The sequence below is a fragment of the Humitalea rosea genome (genome assembly GCF_003253705.1).
GTDB classification, from domain to species: Bacteria; Pseudomonadota; Alphaproteobacteria; order Acetobacterales; family Acetobacteraceae; genus Humitalea; species Humitalea rosea.
Map to the genome: position 1 here is coordinate 23,741 of NZ_QKYU01000027.1, position 20,322 is coordinate 44,062.

A 20,322-nucleotide genomic window follows, 5' to 3' on the forward strand; every position below is an offset into this window, starting at 1 on the left:
GCGAAGCGTGAGTGGAAGGCCCGAAGCACCTCCCACGCATACCGATTTTGGCTGTCGGCCCCCATGTTGCAAGGCCCCCCGCCGTTGCAACCACACGGGAGGGCGCGTATCTGCGCCGCTTCATGGACCTGATCCCTATTCTCGTGGTGCCCGACGCACGCCTGCGTGCCAAGGCCAAGCCCGTCTCCCCCGCCGATACCGGCCACGTCAACGCTTTGGCGGAGCGGATGCTCGCCGCCATGTATGCCGCCCCCGGCATAGGGCTGGCAGCACCCCAGGTCGGGGAGCTGCTCCGCATGGCGGTCATCGACCTCCAGCGCGACGACATCCGCGCGCCGCTGGTGCTGGTGAACCCGACCATCGTCGCCCAGAGCACCGAGCGCGCCGTCCGCGAGGAAGGCTGCCTCTCGCTGCCGGGCATGTATGCCGATGTCGAGCGCCCGGCCCGGGTCAAGGTCCGCTACCAGGATCTGACCGGGGCGAAACGGGAAATAGAGGCGGATGACCTCCTCGCGACCTGCCTGCAGCATGAGATCGACCACCTGGATGGGGTTCTGTTCGTCGATTACCTCTCGGCGCTGAAGCGGAACATGATCCTGCGCAAACTCGCCAAGGAGCAGCGGCTGCGGAAGGAGCTGTGATGCGCCTCGCCTTCATGGGCAGCCCGGGGTTCTCGGTGCCGGCCCTGAGGGCGCTGGTGGCGGCGGGGCATGAGGTCGTGATGGTCTATGCCCAGCCGCCGCGCCCCGCCGGGCGCGGCCAGAAAGAGACGCCATGCCCGGTGCATCGCGCGGCACTGGATCTGGGGCTGCCGGTGCGGACGCCGCAGCGGCTTCGCAACAACGCCGCAGAACTTGCTGATTTTGCAGCATTGAACCTGGATGTCGCGGTGGTCGCGGCCTATGGGCTGATCCTGCCTCAGGCGATGCTGGACGCCCCCCGCCTCGGCTGCCTGAACATCCATGCCAGCCTGCTGCCGCGCTGGCGCGGGGCGGCGCCGATCCAGGCGGCGATCCTGGCCGGCGACGCCGAAAGCGGCATCACCATCATGCAGATGGAGGCGGGGCTGGACACCGGCCCGATGCTGCTGGCCGAGGCCCTGCCGATCGGCCCCCGCATGACCATGCCCGAACTGCACGACGCCTTGTCGGAGATGGGCGCGCGGCTGATCCCGCGGGTGCTGGAGGCGATCCCCGCCCCGGTGCCGCAGCCCGAGGCGGGCGTGACCTATGCCCCCAAGCTGACCAAGGCGGATGCCAGGCTGGACTGGACCCTGCCGGCCGATGTGCTGGACCGCCGCATCCGCGCGCTGAACCCCTGGCCCGGCACCGTCACCGATTGGGGCGGCGAGACGCTGCGCATCCTGGCCGCCGAACCCGGCGTGGGGGAGGGCGCGCCCGGCACCATCCTGGCCCTCGGCGCTGCGCCGCTGGTGGCCTGCGGGCAGGGCGCGCTGCGCCTCACCCGGCTGCAACGGGCGGGGCGGGCGGCGATGCCCTCGGGCGATTTCCTGCGGGGCTCGCCGATGACGCTGGGCATGATCCTCGGGTGACGCGCTACGCGCTGCTGATCGAATATGATGGCGGCCCTTTCGTCGGCTGGCAGCGCCAGGGCAGCGGGCTTGCGGTGCAGCAGGTGCTGGAGGAAGCGGCCGCGAAGCTGAACGGGGGCGTGCCGCCGCTGGTCCAGGCCTCGGGCCGCACCGATGCCGGGGTGCATGCCGAGGGCCAGGTTGGGCTGGTGGAGCTGCCCGGCGACCTCTCCCCGGTGCGGGTGCGGGAGGCGCTGAGCTTCCACACCAAGCCCCATCCGGTGGTGGTGACGCGGGCCGCGATCGCGCCGGAGGGCTGGAACCCGCGCTTCTCGGCGGTGTCGCGCGCCTATCGCTACCGCATCCTCAACCGCCGCGCCCGGCCGGCGCTGGAGGCGGGCAGGGTCTGGCATGTGCCGGTGCCGCTGGATGCGGGGGCGATGCATCGCGCGGCGCAGAGGCTGCTCGGGCGGCACGACTTCTCCGCCTTCCGCGCCGCCGCCTGCCAGGCGAAGGAGCCGGTGCGGACGCTGGACCGGCTCGACGTGTCGCGCTTCGGCGAGGAGGTGGTGATGGTCGCCGAGGCGCGCTCCTTCCTGCACCACCAGATCCGCAACCTGATCGGCACGCTGGCGCTGGTCGGCCACGGGCGCCGGCCCGAGACCTGGCCCCGGCAGGTGCTGGAGGGGAGGGACCGGACCCGCGCCGGGCCGACGGCGCCGCCGGAGGGGCTGTGCTTCACCGGGGTCAGCTTTGCGGCGGCGTTGGACTGGGTTTAGCCCCCCGTCGTGCCCGCAGCGCCACCCGCAACGCCACCTGCCCCACCACCCCCGCGCCCACCAGCACCGCCGCCGCCGCCAGCGCCGGATTGCCGCCGAGGCTCGCCAAGGTGGTGCAGATCGCCCCCACCGCCATCTGGATGAAGCCATAGACGCCGGAGGCCGAGCCCACCGCATGCGGGTTCACCCCGATCGCCTCGGTCAGCGCCGCCGGGGCCGCGATCCCGGCGCCGAAGGTGAAGACCAGCATGGAGCCCATGACCACCGGCAACGACAGATACCCCGCCAGCACCGAGGCGAGGAACACCACGGCGCCGCAGACGCAGATCCGGCTCGCGCCCACCAGCAGCCGGTCCATCGGCACCCGCCCGGCGAGGCGGCTGGCCGCGAGGCTGCCGAGCCAGACCCCGCCGACGGTGACGGCGATATAGACGCCGACCTCGGCCGGCGGCCGGCCAAGCTGGTTCACGAAGATGAAGGGCGCGGCGCTGACGAAGGCGAACATGGCCGTGGTCGCGCAGCCGCCGATGACGGAGTAGCCGAGGAAGGCGGGCGAGGCGAAGAGCCCGCGATAGGCCCGGAACACGCTGGCCGCGGTCTGACCCGCGCCGCCGCTGGTCTCCGGCAGCATCCGCCAGGCGAAGAGCAGGTTGGTCACGCCAAGGCCGCAGAGGATGTAGAAGATCGAGCGCCAGCCGGTGAGGTTCGCCAGCGCCCCGCCGACCAGCGGCGCCAGGCCCGGCCCCAGGGTGACCATCAGGTTCATCAGCGCGAGCCGCCGCGCCGCATCCGCCGGCGCCGCCCCGTCGCGCACCATGGCGCGCCCCAGCACCAGCCCGGCGCAGCCGCCCAGCGCCTGGAACAGCCGGGCCACGATCAGGAAATCCACGCTCGGCGCCAGCGCCGAGGCCAGGCCTGACACCGTGTAGAGGCACAGCCCCACCACCAGCACCGGCCGCCGCCCGAACCGGTCGGAGAAGGGGCCATAGACCAACTGCCCGACCGCGAGGCCGAAGATATAGATGCTGATCGTCAGCTGCATCGCGCCCGGGCTGGCATCCAGCTCCACCGCCGCCAGCGGCAAGGCGGGGACGAACATATGCATGGCCAGCGTGCCGCTGAAGGTGATCAGCGCCAGCAGCCACAGCGGCGCGCGGCGGACGGCGCTCATGCCGCATCCTGCCGCAGCGATTCCGAGACTTGGCGCAGCACCCGCGCGGCACTCTCCAGCGCCGCGTCGTCCAGCCCGGCCAGCGCCTCCTGCCGCACCTGGCGGGAGACGGCCTCGACCTGCGCCACGGTGGCGCGGCCCTGCTCGGTCAGCAGGATGGTCTTGGCGCGGCGGTCGCCCGCTTCCTCGCGGCGTTCGACCAGCCCTGCGCCTTGCAGCCCGTCCAGCAGCCGCACCACCGAGGAACTGTCCAGCGCCAGGGATGCGGCAAGGTCCTTCTGCCGCATCGGGGCGGGGGCGCGGGCGAGGTGCAGCAGCGGCAGCCAGGTCGCCTCGGTCAGGCCGAAGGGCTGCAGGCGCAGATCGACGGCGCGGCGCCATTGCCGTCCGACGGTGGCGATGAGGCTGCCGAAGCCATCGCGCAGGCGGTCGGGATCGGGTAGGGCGGGCGACATTTAGATGCATTACCATCTATTGGTATGGCACCTATATGGCGACGATCACCTTGCGCCAAGGGACTCAGCCCGGCGCGATCCGCGCCGGATTGCCCCGCACGATCGCCCCCGCCGGCACGCTGCGGGTGACGACGCTGCCCGCGCCGACCACCGCCTCATCGCCGATGCTGACCCCCGGCAGGATGATCGCCCCGCCGCCGATCCAGACGTGGCGGCCGATATGCACGGGGCGCCCGAACTCCGCCCCGGTCCGCCGGATCGCCGCATCGCGCGGATGGTCGGCGGTGTAGATCTGCACGGCGGGGCCGATCTGCGTGCCCGCGCCGATCGTCACCGCGACCACATCCAGCACCACGCAGTTGAAGTTCAGGAAGGCGCCGGCGCCGATGCGGATGTTGTAGCCGTAGTCGCAATGGAAGGGCGGGCGGATCACCACATCCTCGCCGACCTCGGCCAGCAGTTCGCGCAGCAGCGCGCGCCGGGCCGCTGCCGGGGTGCCGAGGGAGGCGTTGTAGCGCACCATCCAGGCCTTGGCGGCGGCCGCCTCGGCGGCAAGCTCGGGGTCGCCGGCGTGGTAGAGTTCGCCGGCCAGCATCTTCTGCTTTTCCGTACGGGTCTGCGTCACGCGGCCTGGCTCCCGGTTGTGGGGCCGAGGTTAGAGCCTTCGGCGTTCCGGGTCGTCAGGCGAGTCCGCCGGAATTGGCGATGATCGCGGCACGCGGGGCGCTACGGCGTCACGGTCAGCGACGTCACCATGCCGGCGGCATAATGGCCCTGCACGTTGCACAGCAGCAGGTAGGTGCCCGGGGCCAGGGTCAGGACCAGGGTCTTGCTGGAGTTCGCGGGCATGGCCTCTGCCTCGCCGAGCACCCGCATCCGGCTCTCGTCCAGCTTGCCCGTCGCGGGATCATAGGGAAGCTCCGCATCCGCGCTCTCGACCGCAACGACCAGCATTTCATGCACCATGCCCCGCGATGCGTTGGTGACATCGAAGCGCACCTCGCCCGCCGGCACGGTCGCATGATCGGCGCGAATGGCCATGGCGCCGCGGCCCATCATGCCGCCCCCCGTCATGCCCCCGCCACCCATCATGCCCCCACCCATCATGCCCCAGCCGCGGCCGCGCCTGTCGTAGGCATGGGGCCCGGCCCCGGCGGAGGCGGACATGTCGATGAGCTCGACCTTCACGCTACTCGTCCCGGAGGCCGCGAGAGCCGGCGCCGCCAGGGCCTGAAGCGCCACCAGGACCGTAGCGATGGGGCGGAGGAAACGAGGCATGTTGGCTGCTCCTGTATCTCCCGCCAGCCATAGGCCGATGCCCCGACCCCGGTCTTGATCGACCGCAAAATACGACGATCGGCAGGGGCCTCGGGCGGGGCGCGCTAGCCTGTCAGCTTCTCGGTGATCCCGCCGACGACCAGCCCGATCATCACATCCGCCGCCACGATCGCCAGCGCCACGCCGGGCCCCGCGCCCAGCGCGGTCTTGGCGACCCACCACTCCAGCCACAGCGCCCAGCCGAAGGCGGCAAGCGTCGCCGCCTGCCCGAACCACTCGGGCAGGCCCAGCAGCCCCGGCAGCACGATCGCGACCAGCAGCACCGCGTATTGCGGCACGTTCGCCCAGTTCCAGGCGGCGACGAAGCGCGCCCAGCGCGGCCCCGCGCCCGCGGCCTCGGCGATCGGCAGCGTGCCCAGCAGCAGCGCCGACCAGGCCAGCACATAGGCCGCCGTCTCCGCGACCAGCCCGGTCAGCAGCCCGCCCGGCGGCGCGCCACCCTCCCAGCCGATCAGCCGCAGCGCCAGGAAGGCCGGCAGGCAGATCGCCATCGCCCGGAAGGACCGCCAGGCCCCGGCGCCATCCGAGGGCAGCAGCGCCAGCCCCTCCGGCCGCCCGCGCGCCATCATCAGCGAGGCGACGAGCCCGGTCGCGACCTCGACCTGGGACTGGCTCGGCGGGGGTGTCGGCGGGCTCAGAGGCCCGACCCCGGCAGGACCAGCGTCTCGGCGATCACCGCGGCATAGAGCGCGGTCAGCGCGCGAAGCTCCGCGACCGGAGTCTGTTCATCCGCCTTGTGCATCGTGGCCCCCACCGCGCCGAGTTCGGCGACCGGACAATAGCGGGAAATGAAGCGCGCGTCCGAGGTCCCGCCGCCGGTATCGAGCGTGGGCTCCCGCCCGCAGGCGGCGCGGACGGCGCGCTTCAGCGCCTCCACGAAGGGGCCGGGCCGGGTCAGGAAGGATTCGCCGGAGCAGGACAGCTCCAACTCGTGCCGCGGCGCGTGCTCGGCCAGCACGCCGCGCAGATGCTCGCCCAGCGAGGCCGAGGAATGCAGGTCGTTGAAGCGGATGTTCAGCCGCGCCGTGGCGCTGCCCGGGATCACATTGGTCGCGGGATTGCCGACATCGACGCTCGTGACCTGCAAGGACGTCGCCTCGAAGAATGCGCTGCCGGTGTCCAGCGGCGTGGCGGTCAGCGTGGCCAGCACCCGCACCAGCCGGTGGATCGGGTTGTCGGCGCGCTGCGGATAGGCCGAATGGCCCTGGGTGCCATGCACGGTGATGGTCGCGTTCAGGCTGCCGCGCCGGCCGACCTTGATCGTGTCGCCCAACGCCACCTTGCTGGTCGGTTCGCCGACCAGGCACATGTCGGGGATGTGGCCTTGGGCCTGCATCCACTCCAGCACGCGCACGGTGCCGCCGGTCGCGGGGCCTTCCTCGTCGCCGGTGATCAGCAGCGAGATCGTGCCTGGGCTGGCCTCGGGGATCGCGGCGATGAAGGCGGCGACGCCGCCCTTCATATCCGTGGCCCCGCGCCCATAGAGGATGCCGTCGCGGACCTCCCCGCCGAAGGGCTCGACCGTCCACGGCCCCGCCCCGGGCGGCACCACATCGGTGTGCCCGGCGAAGCAGAGATGCGGCCCGTTGGTGCCCGGGGTGGTGCGGATCGCAAACAGGTTCGGCGTGCCGTCGAAGTCCAGATGCGTGACGGCAAACCCGAGCGGCCGCAGCGCCGCCTCCACCACCGCCAGCGCGCCGTCGTCCGCCGGCGTCACGCTGGCGCAGCGGATCAGCGCCTGGGCGAGGGGGAGAGGGTCGCGCGCCATCGGGCTCAGTCGCGCAGCAAATCGTTGATGCTGGTCTTGGAGCGGGTCTGGGCATCCACCCGCTTCACGATCACGGCGCAGTAGAGGCTCGGCCCCATGCTGCCGTCGGGCAGCGGCCGCCCCGGCATGCTGCCCGGCACCACCACCGAATAGGCCGGCACCCGGCCGACAAAAATCTCGCCGGTCGCGCGGTCGATGATCCGGGTGGTGGCCGAGAGGAACACGCCCATCGACAGCACGCTGCCGCGCTCGACGATCACGCCTTCCACGACCTCGCTGCGGGCGCCGATGAAGCAGTCATCCTCGATGATGGTGGGGTTGGCCTGCAACGGCTCCAGCACGCCGCCGATGCCGACGCCGCCCGAGAGGTGGCAGTTCTTCCCGATCTGGGCGCAGGAGCCGACCGTGGCCCAGGTATCGACCATGGTGCCGGCATCGACATAGGCGCCGACATTCACGAAGGAGGGCATCAGCACGACGTTCGGCGCGACATAGGCCGAGCGGCGGGCGATGGCGCCGGGGACGGCACGGAAGCCGGCGGCCTGGAAGCGGGCGGCATCCCAGCCCTCCCACTTCAGCGGCACCTTGTCCCAGGCGCCGGCGCCCTCATGCATGCGGATCGAGTTGTCCTCCAGGCGGAAGGACAGCAGCACCGCCTGCTTCAGCCATTGATGCACCACCCAGCCGTCATTGCCCGGGCTCGCGACGCGCAGCGTGCCGTCGTCGAGCAGCGCCAGCGCGGTCTCGACCGCCGCGCGATCGGGGCCGGTGGTGGCGGGTGTCACGCTCGCGCGGGCCTCCCACAGAGCGGTGATGCGGGTCTGCAGGGCGGCGATATCCATGCGGGGCTTCCTCTGTCGCGGCGGCGGCGACCTATCCGGCGGGGGGGCAGGGCTGTCAACGCCGCGCGCGGCGTTCACGGCTCCTTCATGCCCGCTGCGGTCAGATGCCGGAATGCACCTCCTGCCGCGCTCCCTGGACGACCCGCACCTTCCCCAGCGTGACCGGCCGCCGCCGGATGCGGCCGCGGCCCTGCGCCTGGCCCTGCTCGACAGCCGCAACCGCTGGCGCGATGTGGCCTTGCTCGCGGCCGATCTGGTGCTGGAGACGGATGCCGCCGGCCGCATCGCCTTCCTGGCGCCGGAGACGGTGCTCGGCCATGTCGCGGACCGGCTGCTGGGCGAGCCCGCGGCGCTGCTGCTGGACCTGCCCGATCCGGCGCTGCTGGCGTCGGGCGGTGCGGCGCGCGACCTGCGGCTCTGGGCGCATCGCGCCGATGGCGGCGCGGCCTGCCTGCTGGCCTCGGCCGCGGCGTTGCAGGATGCCTCCGGCCGCGCGATCGGGCTGCGGCTCGCGGCACGGGACATCACCGCCGAGGACGCCTCCGCCAGCGAGGCGGCGCTGTCGCTGCGCCGGATGCAGGCGCGCGACCAGGTCGCCGATGCCTGCCTGCACGCGGCCGATCCGCGGCGCCGCATCGCCGCCTTGCTGGAGGGGGTGAGTGCCGCGCTGGGCCTCGCCGCCGCCGCGGTGCTGGACCTCGGCGAGGGCCCCGGCCCCGCCATCGCGAGCCATCTGCAGGGCGATCTGCCCGATGCGCTGCTGCCGCTGGCCGCGGGGCTCGTGCCGGGCAGCAGCCGGTTCCTGTCGCCGCAGGGGGCACCCCTGGCCCTGCTGGCGCTGGACCTGCCGGAGGACCGCCGCCCCGTCCTCGCCGCCCTGCGCCGCCCCGGCGGGCGCGACTGGGATGCGGATGACCACTACATGCTGGCCGCGATGCGCGACCTGCTGCGGCCGTTGCTCGCCGTGGAATGGCATGCGCGGCGGCTGGAGCGCGAGGCGGGGACCGACCCGCTGACCGGGCTGCTGAACCGCCGCGCCTTCGTCGATGGGCTGGAGCGGCGGCTGCACCGCCTTGCGCGCGGCGGTCGGCTGGCGGGCGCCCTGCTGTTCCTCGACCTCGACAATTTCAAGCCGGTGAACGACGAGCGCGGCCATGCCGCGGGCGATGCCGCGCTGCGCCGCGTCGCGGGGCTGGTGCGCGACGGGGTGCGGCCCGCGGATCTGGTCGGCCGGCTCGGCGGCGATGAATTCGCCGCCTGGCTGGATGGCGCGGATGGCGCGGTCGGCGGGATGCGGGCCGATGTGCTGCTGCGCCTCGCCGCCATCGAACTGCGGGACGTGGGGCTGCCGGGGCGCCCGCTGATGATGTCGATCGGGGTCGCGGCCCTGGGCCAGACGCCGGGGCTCGCCTCCGACGGGGCCGAGGATGCCGCGGCGCTGATGGCCCGCGCCGATGCCGCGATGTATGCGGCCAAGCGCGCGGGCGGCGCCCGCTGGCAGCTCGCGATCCCCCCCGGCCAGCCGCAGCCGTTGCCCATGCCGGTATCCGGCAGCCGCCGGGGTCGCCGGCCGCTCCACCCCGCCCATCCGGGATCGCCGCGATGACCGCGACCTTCGACTATGAAACCGCCCGGCACGTGGTCCGCGACGGCGCCGTCACGGCCCGCGCCGCTTTGGCCAGCGCCGCCGATGCGCGGCCGGAGATGCTGTATTTCCTGGCCTCCGACCCCGATGCCCATGTCCGCGCCGCGGTCGCCGCCAATGCCGCCACCCCGTCCCAGGCCGACCGCATGCTGGCGGCGGATGAGAATGAGGCGGTGCGGCTGGTGCTGGCCCGGCGCCTCGGCTCGCTCGCGCCCGGGCTGTCGCCGGCGCGGCAGGACCGGCTGGCGCGCATGGCCTGGGACACGCTCTGCCTGCTGGCGGAGGATGCCGCCATCGCCGTCCGCGCCGTGGTGGCCGAAGCCGCCGTGGGCATGACCGACCCCGCCCAGCGCAGCCTGGTGCTGCTGCTGGCGCAGGATTCGGCCATGGCGGTCTGCGGCCCGGTGCTGCGTGCCTGCCCGTTGCTGACCGATGCCGATCTGCTGGCGCTGATCGCCGCCCCGCCGACACCGGAGACCCTGACCGCCGTCGCCCGCCGCCAGGGCCTGGGCGAGGTCGTCGCCGATGCCATCGCCGCCACCGCCGATACCCCGGCGGTCGCGGCCCTGCTGGCCAACCCCTCGGCCGCGATCCGGGAGGCGACGCTGGACACGCTGGCCGCCCAGGCCGCGAGCGATCCCGTGGCGCGCGCCGCCTGGCATGCGCCGCTGGTCGGGCGGCCCAGGCTGCCGCCGCATGCCGCGCGGTTGCTGGCCGATTGCGTGGCGCGGGACCTGATGGCGCGGCTGGCGGAGCGGGGGGATCTGGACCCCGGGCTGCGCGACCAGTTGCAACGCCGGCTGACCCAGCCCGCGGCGCTCACGCCGCGGCCGGCGGCCCGGCCCGGCCCCGCGATCCTGGCCAGCGAGCAGAATGAGGCCGAGGCCGCCTTCCTCGCCGCGAGTGCCGCAGGCGATGTGGCGGCCTGCCGCGCCCTGCTGATCCGCCGGGCGGATGTGCCGGAGGCCATCGTGGAGCGCGCCATCGCGCTGCGCAGCGGCAAGGCGCTGCTCTCGCTGTCCTGGCGCGCCGGGCTGTCGCCGCGGGCCGCGGCGGCGGCGCAGTCGCTGCTGGGGCGGGTGCCGCGCGAGCAACTGCTGGAGGCGGCACCCGATGGCGGCTGGCCGCTGTCCCTGGCCGAAATGCGCTGGCATGTGGACATGCTGGGGCGCCGGAGCGGTTGACGCGCGGCCCGCCCGGCGCGGCATGATCCGGGCGGAGGCAGTTCCGATGTGGCCGTTCCGCTCTCGTCCCGCGCCGCTTCAGGCGTTGTCGCTGATCCCGCCCGAGGTGGTGCGGCGCTGGGGGCGATTGCCCGGCGCCAGCATAGCCGGCAGCCTGCCCGCCGGCCAGTCCGATCCCGCGCTGTTCCAGCCCAACCCCGCCTTCGCGGCGCTGCTGCGGCAGGTGATCCGCGACACCGGCCCGGACGATCCGGGGCTACGCGCCGCCGCCGCCGCGCAAGGCACCGGCTGGGTCTATGTCATCGACCTGCGCACGCCGCAGGGCCCACAAGGTCAGGTGCCCTTCACCGACATCATCGCCGGCTTCGAGGTCGCCGAGGGCCGCATCCTGCCCGAAGGCTTCTGGGCCAATCCCAACCACAGCGCCTATTCGGCGCAGGGGCTGACCCGGCTGGACCCCTACTTCCAGGCCGCGCTGATCGCGGCGCTGGAGGTCTGAACGGGCCGTTCAGGGGCGGATCAGCGTGCCCGACCCCTCATCCGTGAACAGTTCCGCCAGCACCGCATGCGGCACCCGGCCGTCGAGGATGACGGCGCCCTTCACCCCTTGCTCGATGGCATAGATGCAGGTCTCGACCTTGGGGATCATGCCGCCCGAGATCATGCCATTGGCGATGCCGGCCTTCACCTCGGCGACGGTCATCTCCGGGATCAGGTTGCGGTCGGCATCCAGCACGCCGGCGACATCGGTCAGCATCAGCATCCGGTCGGCGTTCAGCGCGCCGGCGACGGCGCCGGCCACGGTATCGGCGTTGATGTTCCAGGTCTGGCCGTCCTCGGAGACCCCGACCGGGGCGATCACCGGGACGATATGCGCGCCGATCAGCAGGTCCAGCACCCTGGTGTCGATCCGTTCCGGCTCGCCGACGAAGCCCAGGTCCAGCAGTTGCTCGATGTTGCTGCCGGGGTCGCGGATGGTGCGGTTGAGCTTGCGCGCGCGGATCAGCCCGCCATCCTTGCCCGAGATGCCGACGGCGATCGCCCCGGCCCGGGTGATGGCCTGGGCGACCTGTTTGTTGACCGGCCCGGCCAGCACCATCTCGACCACATCCAGCATGGCGGCGTCGGTGACGCGCAGGCCGTGGACGAAGGTGGATTTCACATCCAGCCGCTTCAGCATGGCGTTGATCTGCGGCCCGCCGCCATGGACCACGACGGGCTTGATGCCGACCTGCTCCAGCAGCGCGATGTCGCGGCCGAAGCGCAGCGCCGTCTCCTCCTCGCCCATCGCATGCCCGCCGTATTTCACGACGATGATCTTCTCGTCATAGCGCTGGAGAAAGGGCAGGGCGCCCGAGAGGAGGGCCATGCGGTTGCGCGCGTCGTCGGTCATGGCGGCCCTCGGTTCCGCCACCTTGGCGCGGCGTGGTGCGTGTGACGGTTGGGGGTTTTGCGGCGCCATGGGTGGAAGGGTCAAGCCGGGCCGTCCGTGAAGATTTCGGCAAGCCTCCCGCCGGTCCGCGCATCCAGCCGCGCGACGAGATGCTCGGCCAGCGAGGGCTTGCGATAGACCAGCAGGGCCGCCAGCGCCTGCGCGGCCAGCATGCGGTCATCGGCGTCCTCGCGGAAGAACAGCGCATCGGCCCAGATCAGCCGGTCCATCGAGGCCCGCCTCGACTCCGGCTGGTAGCTGTAGCGGGCCTGCTCCAGCAGATCGATCAGGATGAAGCCGCGCGCGGCCAGATACGCCGCGACCTCGTGGAACAGCGGCTGACCCGCGTAGATCGGCGCGAACTCCACCTCGCAGTGCACGAGGGCGGTGCGGGTGAGGCAGGCCTCGGCGCCCTTGAGCGCCATCAGCTCCGCACCCTGGATGTCGAGCTTGAGGAAGTCGATCGGCCCCGGCGGCAGCACCTCATCCAGCCGGTGCGTCTCCACCCGCTCGGTCCGCAGCGTGTGCAGCGTGTGCAGGTGGTTGAACGCGCGGTTCAGCGCCGGGTTGAGCGGGAACAGCGAGGAGGTGGCGTCGTCATTGTTGATGTGCAGCACATGCGGCCCGCCATCGCCGATCGCGTAGGGCAGCATCTCCAGCGCGCCACCGGCCTCCGTCGTCACCCGCTCGGCGCGGCGCTCGGACAGCGGCTCAAAGCCGATGACATGGTGCGGGAGGTCGCGCCGGCGCAGCGGTTCGTACACATGCGCCTCGGCGGCCAGGATCTGGGCGCCGACATCGATGATGGTCAGCGGGGCCGCGCCGAAGGCCACGGCCAGCCCCGCGATCAGCGCAGGCGAGGCGCGGGGTGCCTCGGGCGGATGGCGGCGGCGGTATTCGTCGCTGGCCTGGATGGCGGCCAGCACCGCGGTCGGATCGCCGCCGGCCGCGAGCATGCCGGTCCAATGGGCGAGCCCGCCGCCATCCGGCTCCCGCCCCAGCGCCAGGCGGAACAGGGCGGTGACATAGGCCGCGGCATCCAGGTCCGGCCGGGTCATGCGGCCGGGTGGGTTTGGGCCCAATGGCGCGCGATGGCGCTGCGCGGCGCGATCCAGACCTCGGAGCGGCGCTTGGCGATGTGATCCAACAGCCGCACCAGCCCCATGGCCCGCGCCGGCTGGCCGATCATCCGCATATGCAGCCCGATGTTCATCATCTTCGGCTGCCCGGCCCGGCCTTCCGCCAGCAGCAGGTCGAAGGCGTCGCGCATATAGGCGAACCAGAGGTCGCTGGTGCCGGCGGTGCTCATCATCTTGGTGTCGTTGGTGGTCAGCGAATAGGGCACCACCAGATGCGGCGTCTCCCCGACCCGGGTCCAGAACGGCAGGTCGTCGGCATAGGAATCGCTGTCATAGGCAAACCCGCCATGCTCGACGAGCAGCCGTCGGGTGTTCTCCGAGGGCGAATAGCGGCAGTACCAGCCCACGGGCGGGGCGCCGGTGGTGGCGATCAGGCTGGTCACCGCCATGGCGATACGGTCGCGTTCCTGCGCCTCGGTCAGCGCAAAATGATTCTCCCAGCGCCAGCCGTGGCAGCAGATGTCGAGCCCGCCGGTGCGGATCGCCTCGGCCGCGGCCGGGTTGCGTTCCAGCGCCAGGGCGCAGGCGAAGATGGTCGGCGCCATGCCATGGTCGGCGAAGATCCGCAGCAGGCGCCAGAAGCCGGCGCGGGCGCCGTATTCGAACATGCTCTCCGCCGCCAGGTCCCGCCCCTGCACGCCGCGCCCGCCGGCGGCATCGGAGACGCCGGTCTCGGTCGCGGCATCGCCATCACCGATGGAGGGCTCGGAGCCTTCCTCGTAGTTGATGACGAAGTTCACGGCGAGCTTGGCCCCACCCGGCCAGTGCGGATCGGGTGGGTTGGCGCCGTAGCCGATGAAGTCGCGCTGCACGCTATAGGTCATCAGAACGCCATCCATCCGCCATCGACCATCAGATTATGGCCCGTGACATGGGCCGCGTCATCCGAGGCGAGGAACAGCACCCAAGCAGCCCCTTGCCGAGGCCGATGGCGGCATCCTTCACCGGGATATCGAGCCTTCCGTGGCGGGCGATGGTGGCGGCGACCCTGTCCCGCAGCCGCATGCTATTCGGCGAGGCTGGCCAGCTCCGCCCGCAGCTCCGGGATGCCGAGGCCGGTCTGGCTGCTGGTGGTGATGATCGAGGGCAGGGCCGCGGCGCGCAGCTTCACGAGGCCGGCGATCTCGCGCTGCTTCTTCTCAAGCTTCGCGGCGGTCACGTCATCGGCCTTGGTCAGCACGATCTGGTAGGCGACGGCGGCCTGGGACAGCAGATCCATGACCGCGAAATCGACGGCCTTGGTCTCGATGCGGGCATCGATCAGCAGGATCAGCCGCTTCAAGGTCGGCCGTCCGCGCAAAAAATCGAACATGAGCCCCTGCCAGTCTTCCTTCACCGATTTGGCGGCCTCGGCATAGCCATAGCCCGGCATGTCCACGAGGGTGAGCCGCCCGTCCGACAGGTCGAAGAAGTTGAGCTGCTTGGTGCGGCCGGGGGTGTTGGAGACGCGGGCCAGCGCATTCTGCCCGGCCAGCGCATTGATCAGCGAGGATTTGCCGACATTGGAGCGGCCGCAGAAGGCGACCTCCGGCCCCTTGGGCTCGGGCAGCTGGTCGATCCGCTGGGCGGCGAAGAAGAAGGTGCAGGGCCGCGCGAACAGCAGCCGCCCTTCCTCCAGCCAGGCGTCGCGGTCCTCGGTCGGGCCGGCGGCGACGGGATCGGCGGGCGGGACCGGCGCGGGCAGCTTCGGCTTCTCGGGCTTGGGCTCCGGCCGTGGGGTCATCCAGGCCGGGCGGGTGCCGAAGGCGCCCTTGGTGTGGCGGAACTCGCGCGGCTCGGGCGGCTCCTGCGGCACCGCGAGCTTGGTCGCCCGCGTCCGCAGCACATTGGCGGGCTTGGGGGCCTTGGGGCCGGCGGGTGCGCCGCTCTTGGCCGCGGAGGACGGGCGGGTGGAGGCACGCCCCCCCCCGGCCCGATAGCCGCCAACGACCGGGCGCTTGCCCATCAGCGCTTGCCCCGGATCAGCGCGCGTTCCTCGCGCTTCTTCGCGCGCTCACCCCGCATGATGTAATACTGCTGGCTGATGGAAAGCAGATTGTTCCAGGACCAGTAGATCACGAGCCCGGCCGGGAAGCTGGCCAGCATGAAGGTGAAGATCAGCGGCATGAAGGCAAAGACCTTCGCCTGGACCGGATCGGGCGGCGCCGGGTTCAGCTTGAACTGCAGGAACATGGTGATGCCCATCACGATGGCCCAGGCCGGCAGGTGCAGGAAGCTCGGCGCATCCCAGGGGATCAGCCCGAACGCCGTGAACAGATTGGTCGGGTCGGGCGAGGACAGATCGTGGATCCAGCCGAAGAACGGCTGATGCCGCATCTCGATGGTCACGAACAGCACCTTGTAGAGCGAGAAGAACACCGGGATCTGGATCAGGATCGGCAGGCAGCCCGAGGCCGGGTTGATCTTCTCGGTCTTGTAGAGCTGCATCATCGCCTTTTGCATGGCGCCCGGATCGTCCTTGTGACGCTCCTTCAGCTCCGTCATCTTCGGCCCGAGCAGCTTCATCTTGCTCATGGACTTGTAGGACTTGTTGGCCAGCGGGAAGAACGCCAGCTTGAACAGGAAGGTCATGATCAGGATCGACACGCCGAAGTTGCCGACGACGCCGAATATCCAGTCGAGCAGATAGAAGAACGGCTTAGTCATGAAGTAGAACCAGCCGAAGTCGATCGCCTTGTCGAAATCGATGACGTTCAGCGTCTCGCGGTAGCTGTCCAGCAGCCGCACTTCCTTGGCGCCCGCGAACAGCCGGGTCGCCTGCCTCCCGGTCTCGCCCGCTGCCACGGTGATCGGGGCGGGGGTCGCGATATCGACCTGCCAGCGGTCGTTGGCGGGGGTGTTGCCGCCCTCGGCGACGTGGCGATAGGCGAAGTGGGTGGAGGCGGTCTGGTCGGCCGGCATCAGGGCGGCCAGCCAGTACTTGTCGGTGAAGCCGGCCCAGCCGCCCGGGCTGTCCTGCTCCATCGCGGTGCCGCTGCGCTTCTCGGCCTCGGATTTCGCGTTGGAATAGCTGGTCTCGGTCAGGCGCTCGCCGATCACGCCGACGAAGCCCTCATGCAGGATGTAGAAGCCTGCGAGATGCGGCGTCCGCTCGCGCCGCACCCGGGCCCAGGGCAGCACGGAAATCGGCGCGTCGGTGCGGTTCACGATGCGCTGGTCGGCGGTGAACATGTAGTTGGCGTCGAGCGAGAGGCCGATCTCATAGGTCACGCCGGCGCCATTGTCCCAGGACAGCGTCACCGGGTTGCTGGGCGAAAGCGTGCCTGCCGTGGCGGCCCAGTCGGTATCCGGCGCCGGGACGGCGGTATGGCCATCGGCCGCGGTCCAGCCCCATTGGGCGAAATACGGGTTGGCATCGTCGCGGTCGGCGAACATGCGGACCAGCGGGCTGTTGGGCTCGGTCGTCTCGCGGTAGCCGCGCAGGACCAGATCGTCCAGCCGCGCGCCGCGCAGGTTCACGCTGCCGAACAGGCGCGGGCTGTCCACCACCACGCGGGCGGCGGCGGGCGCCGCGGGGGCGGCACTGGCCATGGCCGGCGCCCGGGTGGCGGCGCCCCCCGGCAGCGGCACGGCCGAAAGCGGTGCCGGGGTCGCGGGCACGGCCTGCTGGGCGGTCTCCTGCGGCAGGCGCGGCAGCGGCGTCTCGCGGGTCGCGCGATTGTAGACGTCGAAGAGCAGCAGGATCCCGATCGAGAGCGCGATCGCGGCAAGCAGGCGCTTATTGTCCATCGTGATCTCGGCTGGCGGGGCGGTCTGCGCTCAGAGGGCGCGCGGATCGTCGCAGGTGAAGGCAGGGGTGAAGCGGGCGGGCGGCACGGGGTCGTGGCCGCCCATGTGCCAGGGGTTGCAGCGGCAGATGCGCCCGGCTGCAAGCCAGCCGCCGCGGATCGCGCCATGGCGGGCGATGGCCTGCATCGCATAGTCGCTGCAATGGGGCTCGAAACGGCAATGCGGCCCGAGGAAGGGGCGGAGGGTCCAGCGGTACAGGACAACCGCGGCGCGCAGCAGATGCGCCGCGGGGCTCATCCGGCCGGGCTTTCGGCAGCACGGGTCCCGGCAATCGGAACACCGAGCTTGCCGAGCGCCGAACGCAGATCACCGAGCAGAGCCGCGAAGTTGCGGCGCGGGGTCGCGTCGCGGCCGATCACGACAAGATCCCAGCCCTGTGGGGCCGGGCCGTCGAAGACGATCCGCGCCGCTTCCCGCAGCCGGCGCTTGGCGCGGTTGCGGACGACCGAATTGCCGACCTTCTTGGTCACGGTAAAACCAACGCGCAAAGGCTGGCCCGGGGCGGGCAGGGCCTGGAGCACCAACCCGTCCCGGCCAGCGCGTTTGCCACGGCTGGCGACGCGCAAAAACTCGCGCCGTCGCTTGAGGCGCGGGGGATGGGCCGGCATGGCACTATCGCCCGCGGCCGATGGCCCTAGGCCGTGAGCTTCTTGCGGCCCTTGGAGCGGCGGTTCGCAACGATGTTGCGCCCACCGACGGTCTCCATGCGGCTGCGAAACCCGTGGCGGCGCTTCCGCACGAGCTTGGAGGGCTGGTAGGTCCGCTTCACGACGCAACTCCTGAAAAAAGCGCCGGACCCTGCCGGCGCGCGATAGAAGGCCCTGATGTCGCCATCGGAGCGTGAGGTCGCCCGTATAGGTAAGGGTGGGGCGTGGCGTCAACCGCCGTTACCGTGCGGCCCGCCGTGCCGAAGCCCTCATGGACTGCTATGCCACGGCCGACCACCCGGCGGAGACCCCATGGACAGATACGATATTGCCATCATCGGCGCCGGTGCGGCCGGGTTGTCGGTGGCCGCGATCGGGGCGGCGTTCGGGCTCAAGGTGGTGCTGATCGAGCGGGGCGCCATGGGGGGCGACTGCCTGAATTACGGCTGCGTGCCGTCCAAGGCCATGCTGGCGGCGGGCCATGCGGCGGCGGCGGCGCGCGATGCCGGGCGCTTCGGCGTGCGAACCGGGCCGGTCACGGTGGATTGGGCGGCGATGCGCGCGCATGTCCGTGGCGCCATCGCCGCCATCGCGCCGAATGATTCCATCGCCCGGTTCCAGGGCATGGGCGTGGAGGTCATCCAGGCCGCCGCGCATTTCACCGCCCCCGATGAGATCGAGGCCGGCACCCGCCGCCTCCGATTCCGCCGCTGCGTCATCGCCGCCGGCAGTGCCGCGGTGGTGCCGGACCTCCCCGGCCTCTCGGGCCTGCCCTTCCTGACCAATGAGACGCTGTTCGAGCTGGAGTCGCCACCCGAGCATCTGCTGATCCTCGGCGGCGGGCCGATCGGGATCGAGATGGCCCAGGCCCATGCCCGCCTCGGCTGCGCCGTCACCGTGATCGAGGCGGCCGAAAGCATCATGGGCCGCGAGGACCCCGAGGCGGTGGCCGCCCTGCGCACCGCGTTGGCACGGGACGGCGTCGCCTTCATCGAGGGCGTGGCCGCGACGGGGGCCGAGCCGGATGGGGAAGGGGTGGCGCTGCTGCTGGCCGATGGCAGCCGCATCGCGGGCAGCCATCTGCTGCTGGCCCTCGGCCGCGCGCCGCGCCTCGCGGGGCTGGACCTGCCGGCCGCCGGGGTGGAGGCCAGCAAGCGCGGCGTCGCCGTGGGCCGGGACCTGCGCAGCCGCTCCAACCGCCGCATCTGGGCAAGTGGCGACATCGCCGACCCGGCCGGGATCGGCCCGCGCGCCTTCACCCATGTCGCGAGCCAGCATGCCGGGATCATCGTGCAGTCGATGTTCTTCCGCCTGCCGGCAAGGCTCTCCTATGCCGCTTTGCCGCGCGTCACCTACTGCGACCCGGAGCTGGCCCAGATCGGCCTCACCGAGGCCGAGGCCCGCGCGGAGGGGCGTTGCGCCGAGGTGCTGCGCTGGCCGCTCGGCGAGAACGACCGCGCGGTGGCCGAGGGCATCGAGGCGGGGATCGTGAAGCTGGTGGTCGATGCCCGCGCCAGGCTGGTCGGCGCCACCGTGCTCGCCCCCCGCGCCGGCGATTGGGCCGGAATCTTCGGGCTGATGATCGCGCGTGGCCATAAACTCTCGGCGCTGGCCCAGCTTGTGCTGCCCTATCCGAGCCTGCCCGAGGCCGCCAAGCGCGCGGCGGGCGAGTATTACGGCCCCCGCCTGCTGCGCCCGGCGATCAAGCGCCTCGTGGCGTGGTTGATGCGCCTGCCGTGACGGGACTACCAACACGCTATCCCTCCCGGAGAACACCCCCATGTCCCTGGTCCTCGCCAATCGCACCGCCCTGGTCACCGGCTCCACCAGCGGGATCGGCCACGGCATCGCCCTGATGTTCGCCGAGGCCGGGGCCCGCGTGATGCTCAACGGCTTCGGCAAGCCCGAGGAGATCGCCGCCGCCCGCGCCGAGGTCGGCCGCGCGATGGGGGTGGCCGAGGCGCCCTATTCCAGTGCGGACCTCTCGACCGGGGAGGGGGTGCGCCAGATGTGCGCCGAGGCGACCGCCGCCCTCGGGCATGTGGACATCCTGGTGAACAACGCCGGCATCCAGTTCGTCAGCCCGGTGCAGGACTTCCCGGATGCGAAATGGGACGCGATCATCGCCATCAACATGTCGTCCAATTTTCACGCGATCAAGGCGCTGCTGCCGGGGATGCTGGAACGCGGCTGGGGGCGGATCGTCAATATCGCCTCGGCGCATGGCCTCGTCGCCTCGCCGTTCAAATCCGCCTATGTCACCGCCAAGCATGGCGTGCTGGGGCTGACCAAGACCGTGGCGCTGGAAACCGCGCGCCAGGGCGTGACCTGCAACGCGATCTGCCCGGGCTTCGTCCGCACGCCGCTGGCCGAGGTGCAGGTGACCGCGCTGGCCAAGCAGCATGGCGTGTCGGAGGAGGTCGCGCTGACCGATATCCTGATGGAGAAGCAGGCCTCCAAGAAATGGGTGGAGGTGCCGGAGGTGGCGCGGATGGCGCTCTACCTCTGCGGGCCGGACAGCGGTTCGGTGACGGGCTCGGCCTTTTCGATCGATGGGGGGTGGGTGGCGGCCTGAACCCAGGGGCCATCTTCCGATCGTTTC

23 protein-coding genes and 1 pseudogene are annotated in these 20,322 nt (G+C 71.6%); 8 read left to right on the plus strand and 16 right to left on the minus strand.

Features of this window, described 5'->3' with window-relative positions; genetic code table 11:
- Positions 1 to 122: 122 nt before the first annotated feature.
- From def to truA, 3 genes are read left to right on the plus strand one after another with little or no spacing between them, the layout of a single operon-like run.
- Complete coding sequence (def, locus tag C8P66_RS19355; RefSeq protein WP_111399934.1) at positions 123 to 641, plus strand: peptide deformylase; 519 nt, start codon at positions 123 to 125, stop codon at positions 639 to 641.
- Positions 641 to 1,552 (plus strand): methionyl-tRNA formyltransferase, encoded by a 912-nt coding sequence (fmt, locus tag C8P66_RS19360; protein WP_111399935.1) that lies wholly within the window; start codon positions 641 to 643, stop codon positions 1,550 to 1,552. Before def ends, fmt begins: the two co-directional genes overlap by 1 nt.
- Positions 1,549 to 2,310 carry a tRNA pseudouridine(38-40) synthase TruA gene (truA, locus tag C8P66_RS19365; protein WP_111399936.1) on the plus strand — a complete coding sequence of 254 codons (762 nt, stop codon included), beginning with the start codon at positions 1,549 to 1,551 and terminating at the stop codon, positions 2,308 to 2,310. Before fmt ends, truA begins: the two co-directional genes overlap by 4 nt.
- Here truA and C8P66_RS19370 read toward each other — a convergent pair.
- The 7 genes from C8P66_RS19370 to dapD all read right to left on the minus strand — a co-directional run bounded on the left by C8P66_RS19370 (position 2,279) and on the right by dapD (position 7,884).
- Positions 2,279 to 3,481: a multidrug effflux MFS transporter gene (locus C8P66_RS19370; RefSeq protein WP_111399937.1), complete on the minus strand. Its 1,203-nt coding sequence runs from the start codon at positions 3,479 to 3,481 to the stop codon at positions 2,279 to 2,281. The genes truA and C8P66_RS19370 overlap by 32 nt on opposite strands.
- Positions 3,478 to 3,936: a MarR family winged helix-turn-helix transcriptional regulator gene (locus C8P66_RS19375; protein ID WP_111399938.1), complete on the minus strand. Its 459-nt coding sequence runs from the start codon at positions 3,934 to 3,936 to the stop codon at positions 3,478 to 3,480. The genes C8P66_RS19370 and C8P66_RS19375 overlap by 4 nt, the downstream gene beginning before the upstream one ends.
- 64 nt (positions 3,937 to 4,000) lie before the next feature.
- The gene (locus C8P66_RS19380) at positions 4,001 to 4,561 is read right to left on the minus strand and encodes a sugar O-acetyltransferase (protein ID WP_281271363.1); all 561 of its coding nucleotides are present in this window, start codon (positions 4,559 to 4,561) and stop codon (positions 4,001 to 4,003) included.
- A gap of 101 nt (positions 4,562 to 4,662) precedes the next feature.
- Positions 4,663 to 5,214 (minus strand): hypothetical protein, encoded by a 552-nt coding sequence (locus tag C8P66_RS19385; RefSeq protein ID WP_146422971.1) that lies wholly within the window; start codon positions 5,212 to 5,214, stop codon positions 4,663 to 4,665.
- Positions 5,215 to 5,318: 104 nt separating this feature from the next.
- Positions 5,319 to 5,843, minus strand: a complete 525-nt coding sequence (locus C8P66_RS19390) for a hypothetical protein (RefSeq protein WP_146422973.1) — start codon at positions 5,841 to 5,843, stop codon at positions 5,319 to 5,321.
- A gap of 65 nt (positions 5,844 to 5,908) precedes the next feature.
- Positions 5,909 to 7,042 carry a succinyl-diaminopimelate desuccinylase gene (gene dapE / locus C8P66_RS19395; protein ID WP_111399941.1) on the minus strand — a complete coding sequence of 378 codons (1,134 nt, stop codon included), beginning with the start codon at positions 7,040 to 7,042 and terminating at the stop codon, positions 5,909 to 5,911.
- Between the two features lie 5 nt (positions 7,043 to 7,047).
- Positions 7,048 to 7,884, minus strand: coding sequence for a 2,3,4,5-tetrahydropyridine-2,6-dicarboxylate N-succinyltransferase (dapD, locus tag C8P66_RS19400; RefSeq protein ID WP_111399942.1), 837 nt, complete (start codon positions 7,882 to 7,884; stop codon positions 7,048 to 7,050).
- A 112-nt stretch (positions 7,885 to 7,996) separates the two neighbouring features.
- On the opposite strand from dapD, the gene C8P66_RS19405 reads away from it, so the two are divergent.
- Genes C8P66_RS19405 through C8P66_RS19415 form a run of 3 tightly spaced genes read left to right on the plus strand, consistent with a single transcriptional unit; the run spans position 7,997 to position 11,212 of the window.
- Positions 7,997 to 9,490 carry a GGDEF domain-containing protein gene (locus C8P66_RS19405; RefSeq protein WP_158537319.1) on the plus strand — a complete coding sequence of 498 codons (1,494 nt, stop codon included), beginning with the start codon at positions 7,997 to 7,999 and terminating at the stop codon, positions 9,488 to 9,490.
- Positions 9,487 to 10,713, plus strand: coding sequence for a DUF2336 domain-containing protein (locus C8P66_RS19410; protein WP_111399944.1), 1,227 nt, complete (start codon positions 9,487 to 9,489; stop codon positions 10,711 to 10,713). The genes C8P66_RS19405 and C8P66_RS19410 overlap by 4 nt, the downstream gene beginning before the upstream one ends.
- A gap of 46 nt (positions 10,714 to 10,759) precedes the next feature.
- Entirely contained in the window at positions 10,760 to 11,212 is a 453-nt protein-coding gene (locus tag C8P66_RS19415; RefSeq protein ID WP_146422974.1) for a hypothetical protein, read from the plus strand.
- 9 nt (positions 11,213 to 11,221) lie between these two features.
- Here the strand turns inward: C8P66_RS19415 and argB are convergent, their stop codons facing one another.
- The 9 genes and pseudogenes from argB to rpmH form a co-directional block, all read right to left on the minus strand.
- Positions 11,222 to 12,106 (minus strand): acetylglutamate kinase, encoded by an 885-nt coding sequence (gene argB / locus C8P66_RS19420; protein ID WP_111399946.1) that lies wholly within the window; start codon positions 12,104 to 12,106, stop codon positions 11,222 to 11,224.
- An 80-nt stretch (positions 12,107 to 12,186) separates the two neighbouring features.
- Entirely contained in the window at positions 12,187 to 13,203 is a 1,017-nt protein-coding gene (locus C8P66_RS19425; protein WP_111399947.1) for an FkbM family methyltransferase, read from the minus strand.
- Positions 13,200 to 14,108, minus strand: coding sequence for a polysaccharide deacetylase family protein (locus C8P66_RS19430; RefSeq protein WP_111399977.1), 909 nt, complete (start codon positions 14,106 to 14,108; stop codon positions 13,200 to 13,202). The genes C8P66_RS19425 and C8P66_RS19430 overlap by 4 nt, the downstream gene beginning before the upstream one ends.
- Positions 14,108 to 14,203, minus strand: a pseudogene (locus C8P66_RS19435) (SDR family oxidoreductase); the annotation flags it as partial. The pseudogene C8P66_RS19435 and the gene C8P66_RS19430, both read right to left, overlap by 1 nt.
- Before the next feature lie 87 nt (positions 14,204 to 14,290).
- Positions 14,291 to 15,007, minus strand: coding sequence for a ribosome biogenesis GTP-binding protein YihA/YsxC (yihA, locus tag C8P66_RS19440; protein WP_111399978.1), 717 nt, complete (start codon positions 15,005 to 15,007; stop codon positions 14,291 to 14,293).
- Between the two features lie 221 nt (positions 15,008 to 15,228).
- Positions 15,229 to 17,013: a membrane protein insertase YidC gene (gene yidC, locus C8P66_RS19445; protein WP_111399948.1), complete on the minus strand. Its 1,785-nt coding sequence runs from the start codon at positions 17,011 to 17,013 to the stop codon at positions 15,229 to 15,231.
- A 30-nt stretch (positions 17,014 to 17,043) separates the two neighbouring features.
- Positions 17,044 to 17,310 carry a membrane protein insertion efficiency factor YidD gene (gene yidD / locus C8P66_RS19450; protein WP_111399949.1) on the minus strand — a complete coding sequence of 89 codons (267 nt, stop codon included), beginning with the start codon at positions 17,308 to 17,310 and terminating at the stop codon, positions 17,044 to 17,046.
- On the minus strand, positions 17,307 to 17,681 hold the full coding sequence (rnpA, locus tag C8P66_RS19455; protein ID WP_111399950.1) for a ribonuclease P protein component: 375 nt from the start codon (positions 17,679 to 17,681) through the stop codon (positions 17,307 to 17,309). The genes yidD and rnpA overlap by 4 nt, the downstream gene beginning before the upstream one ends.
- A 26-nt stretch (positions 17,682 to 17,707) precedes the next feature.
- Positions 17,708 to 17,842: a 50S ribosomal protein L34 gene (rpmH, locus tag C8P66_RS19460; RefSeq protein ID WP_111399951.1), complete on the minus strand. Its 135-nt coding sequence runs from the start codon at positions 17,840 to 17,842 to the stop codon at positions 17,708 to 17,710.
- A gap of 190 nt (positions 17,843 to 18,032) precedes the next feature.
- Here rpmH and C8P66_RS19465 point away from each other — a divergent pair, with 190 nt between their 5' ends.
- Both C8P66_RS19465 and C8P66_RS19470 read left to right on the plus strand, forming a co-directional pair.
- Positions 18,033 to 19,460 (plus strand): dihydrolipoyl dehydrogenase family protein, encoded by a 1,428-nt coding sequence (locus tag C8P66_RS19465; protein ID WP_111399952.1) that lies wholly within the window; start codon positions 18,033 to 18,035, stop codon positions 19,458 to 19,460.
- 40 nt (positions 19,461 to 19,500) lie between these two features.
- Complete coding sequence (locus C8P66_RS19470) at positions 19,501 to 20,295, plus strand: 3-hydroxybutyrate dehydrogenase (protein ID WP_111399953.1); 795 nt, start codon at positions 19,501 to 19,503, stop codon at positions 20,293 to 20,295.
- Positions 20,296 to 20,322: the final 27 nt, after the last annotated feature.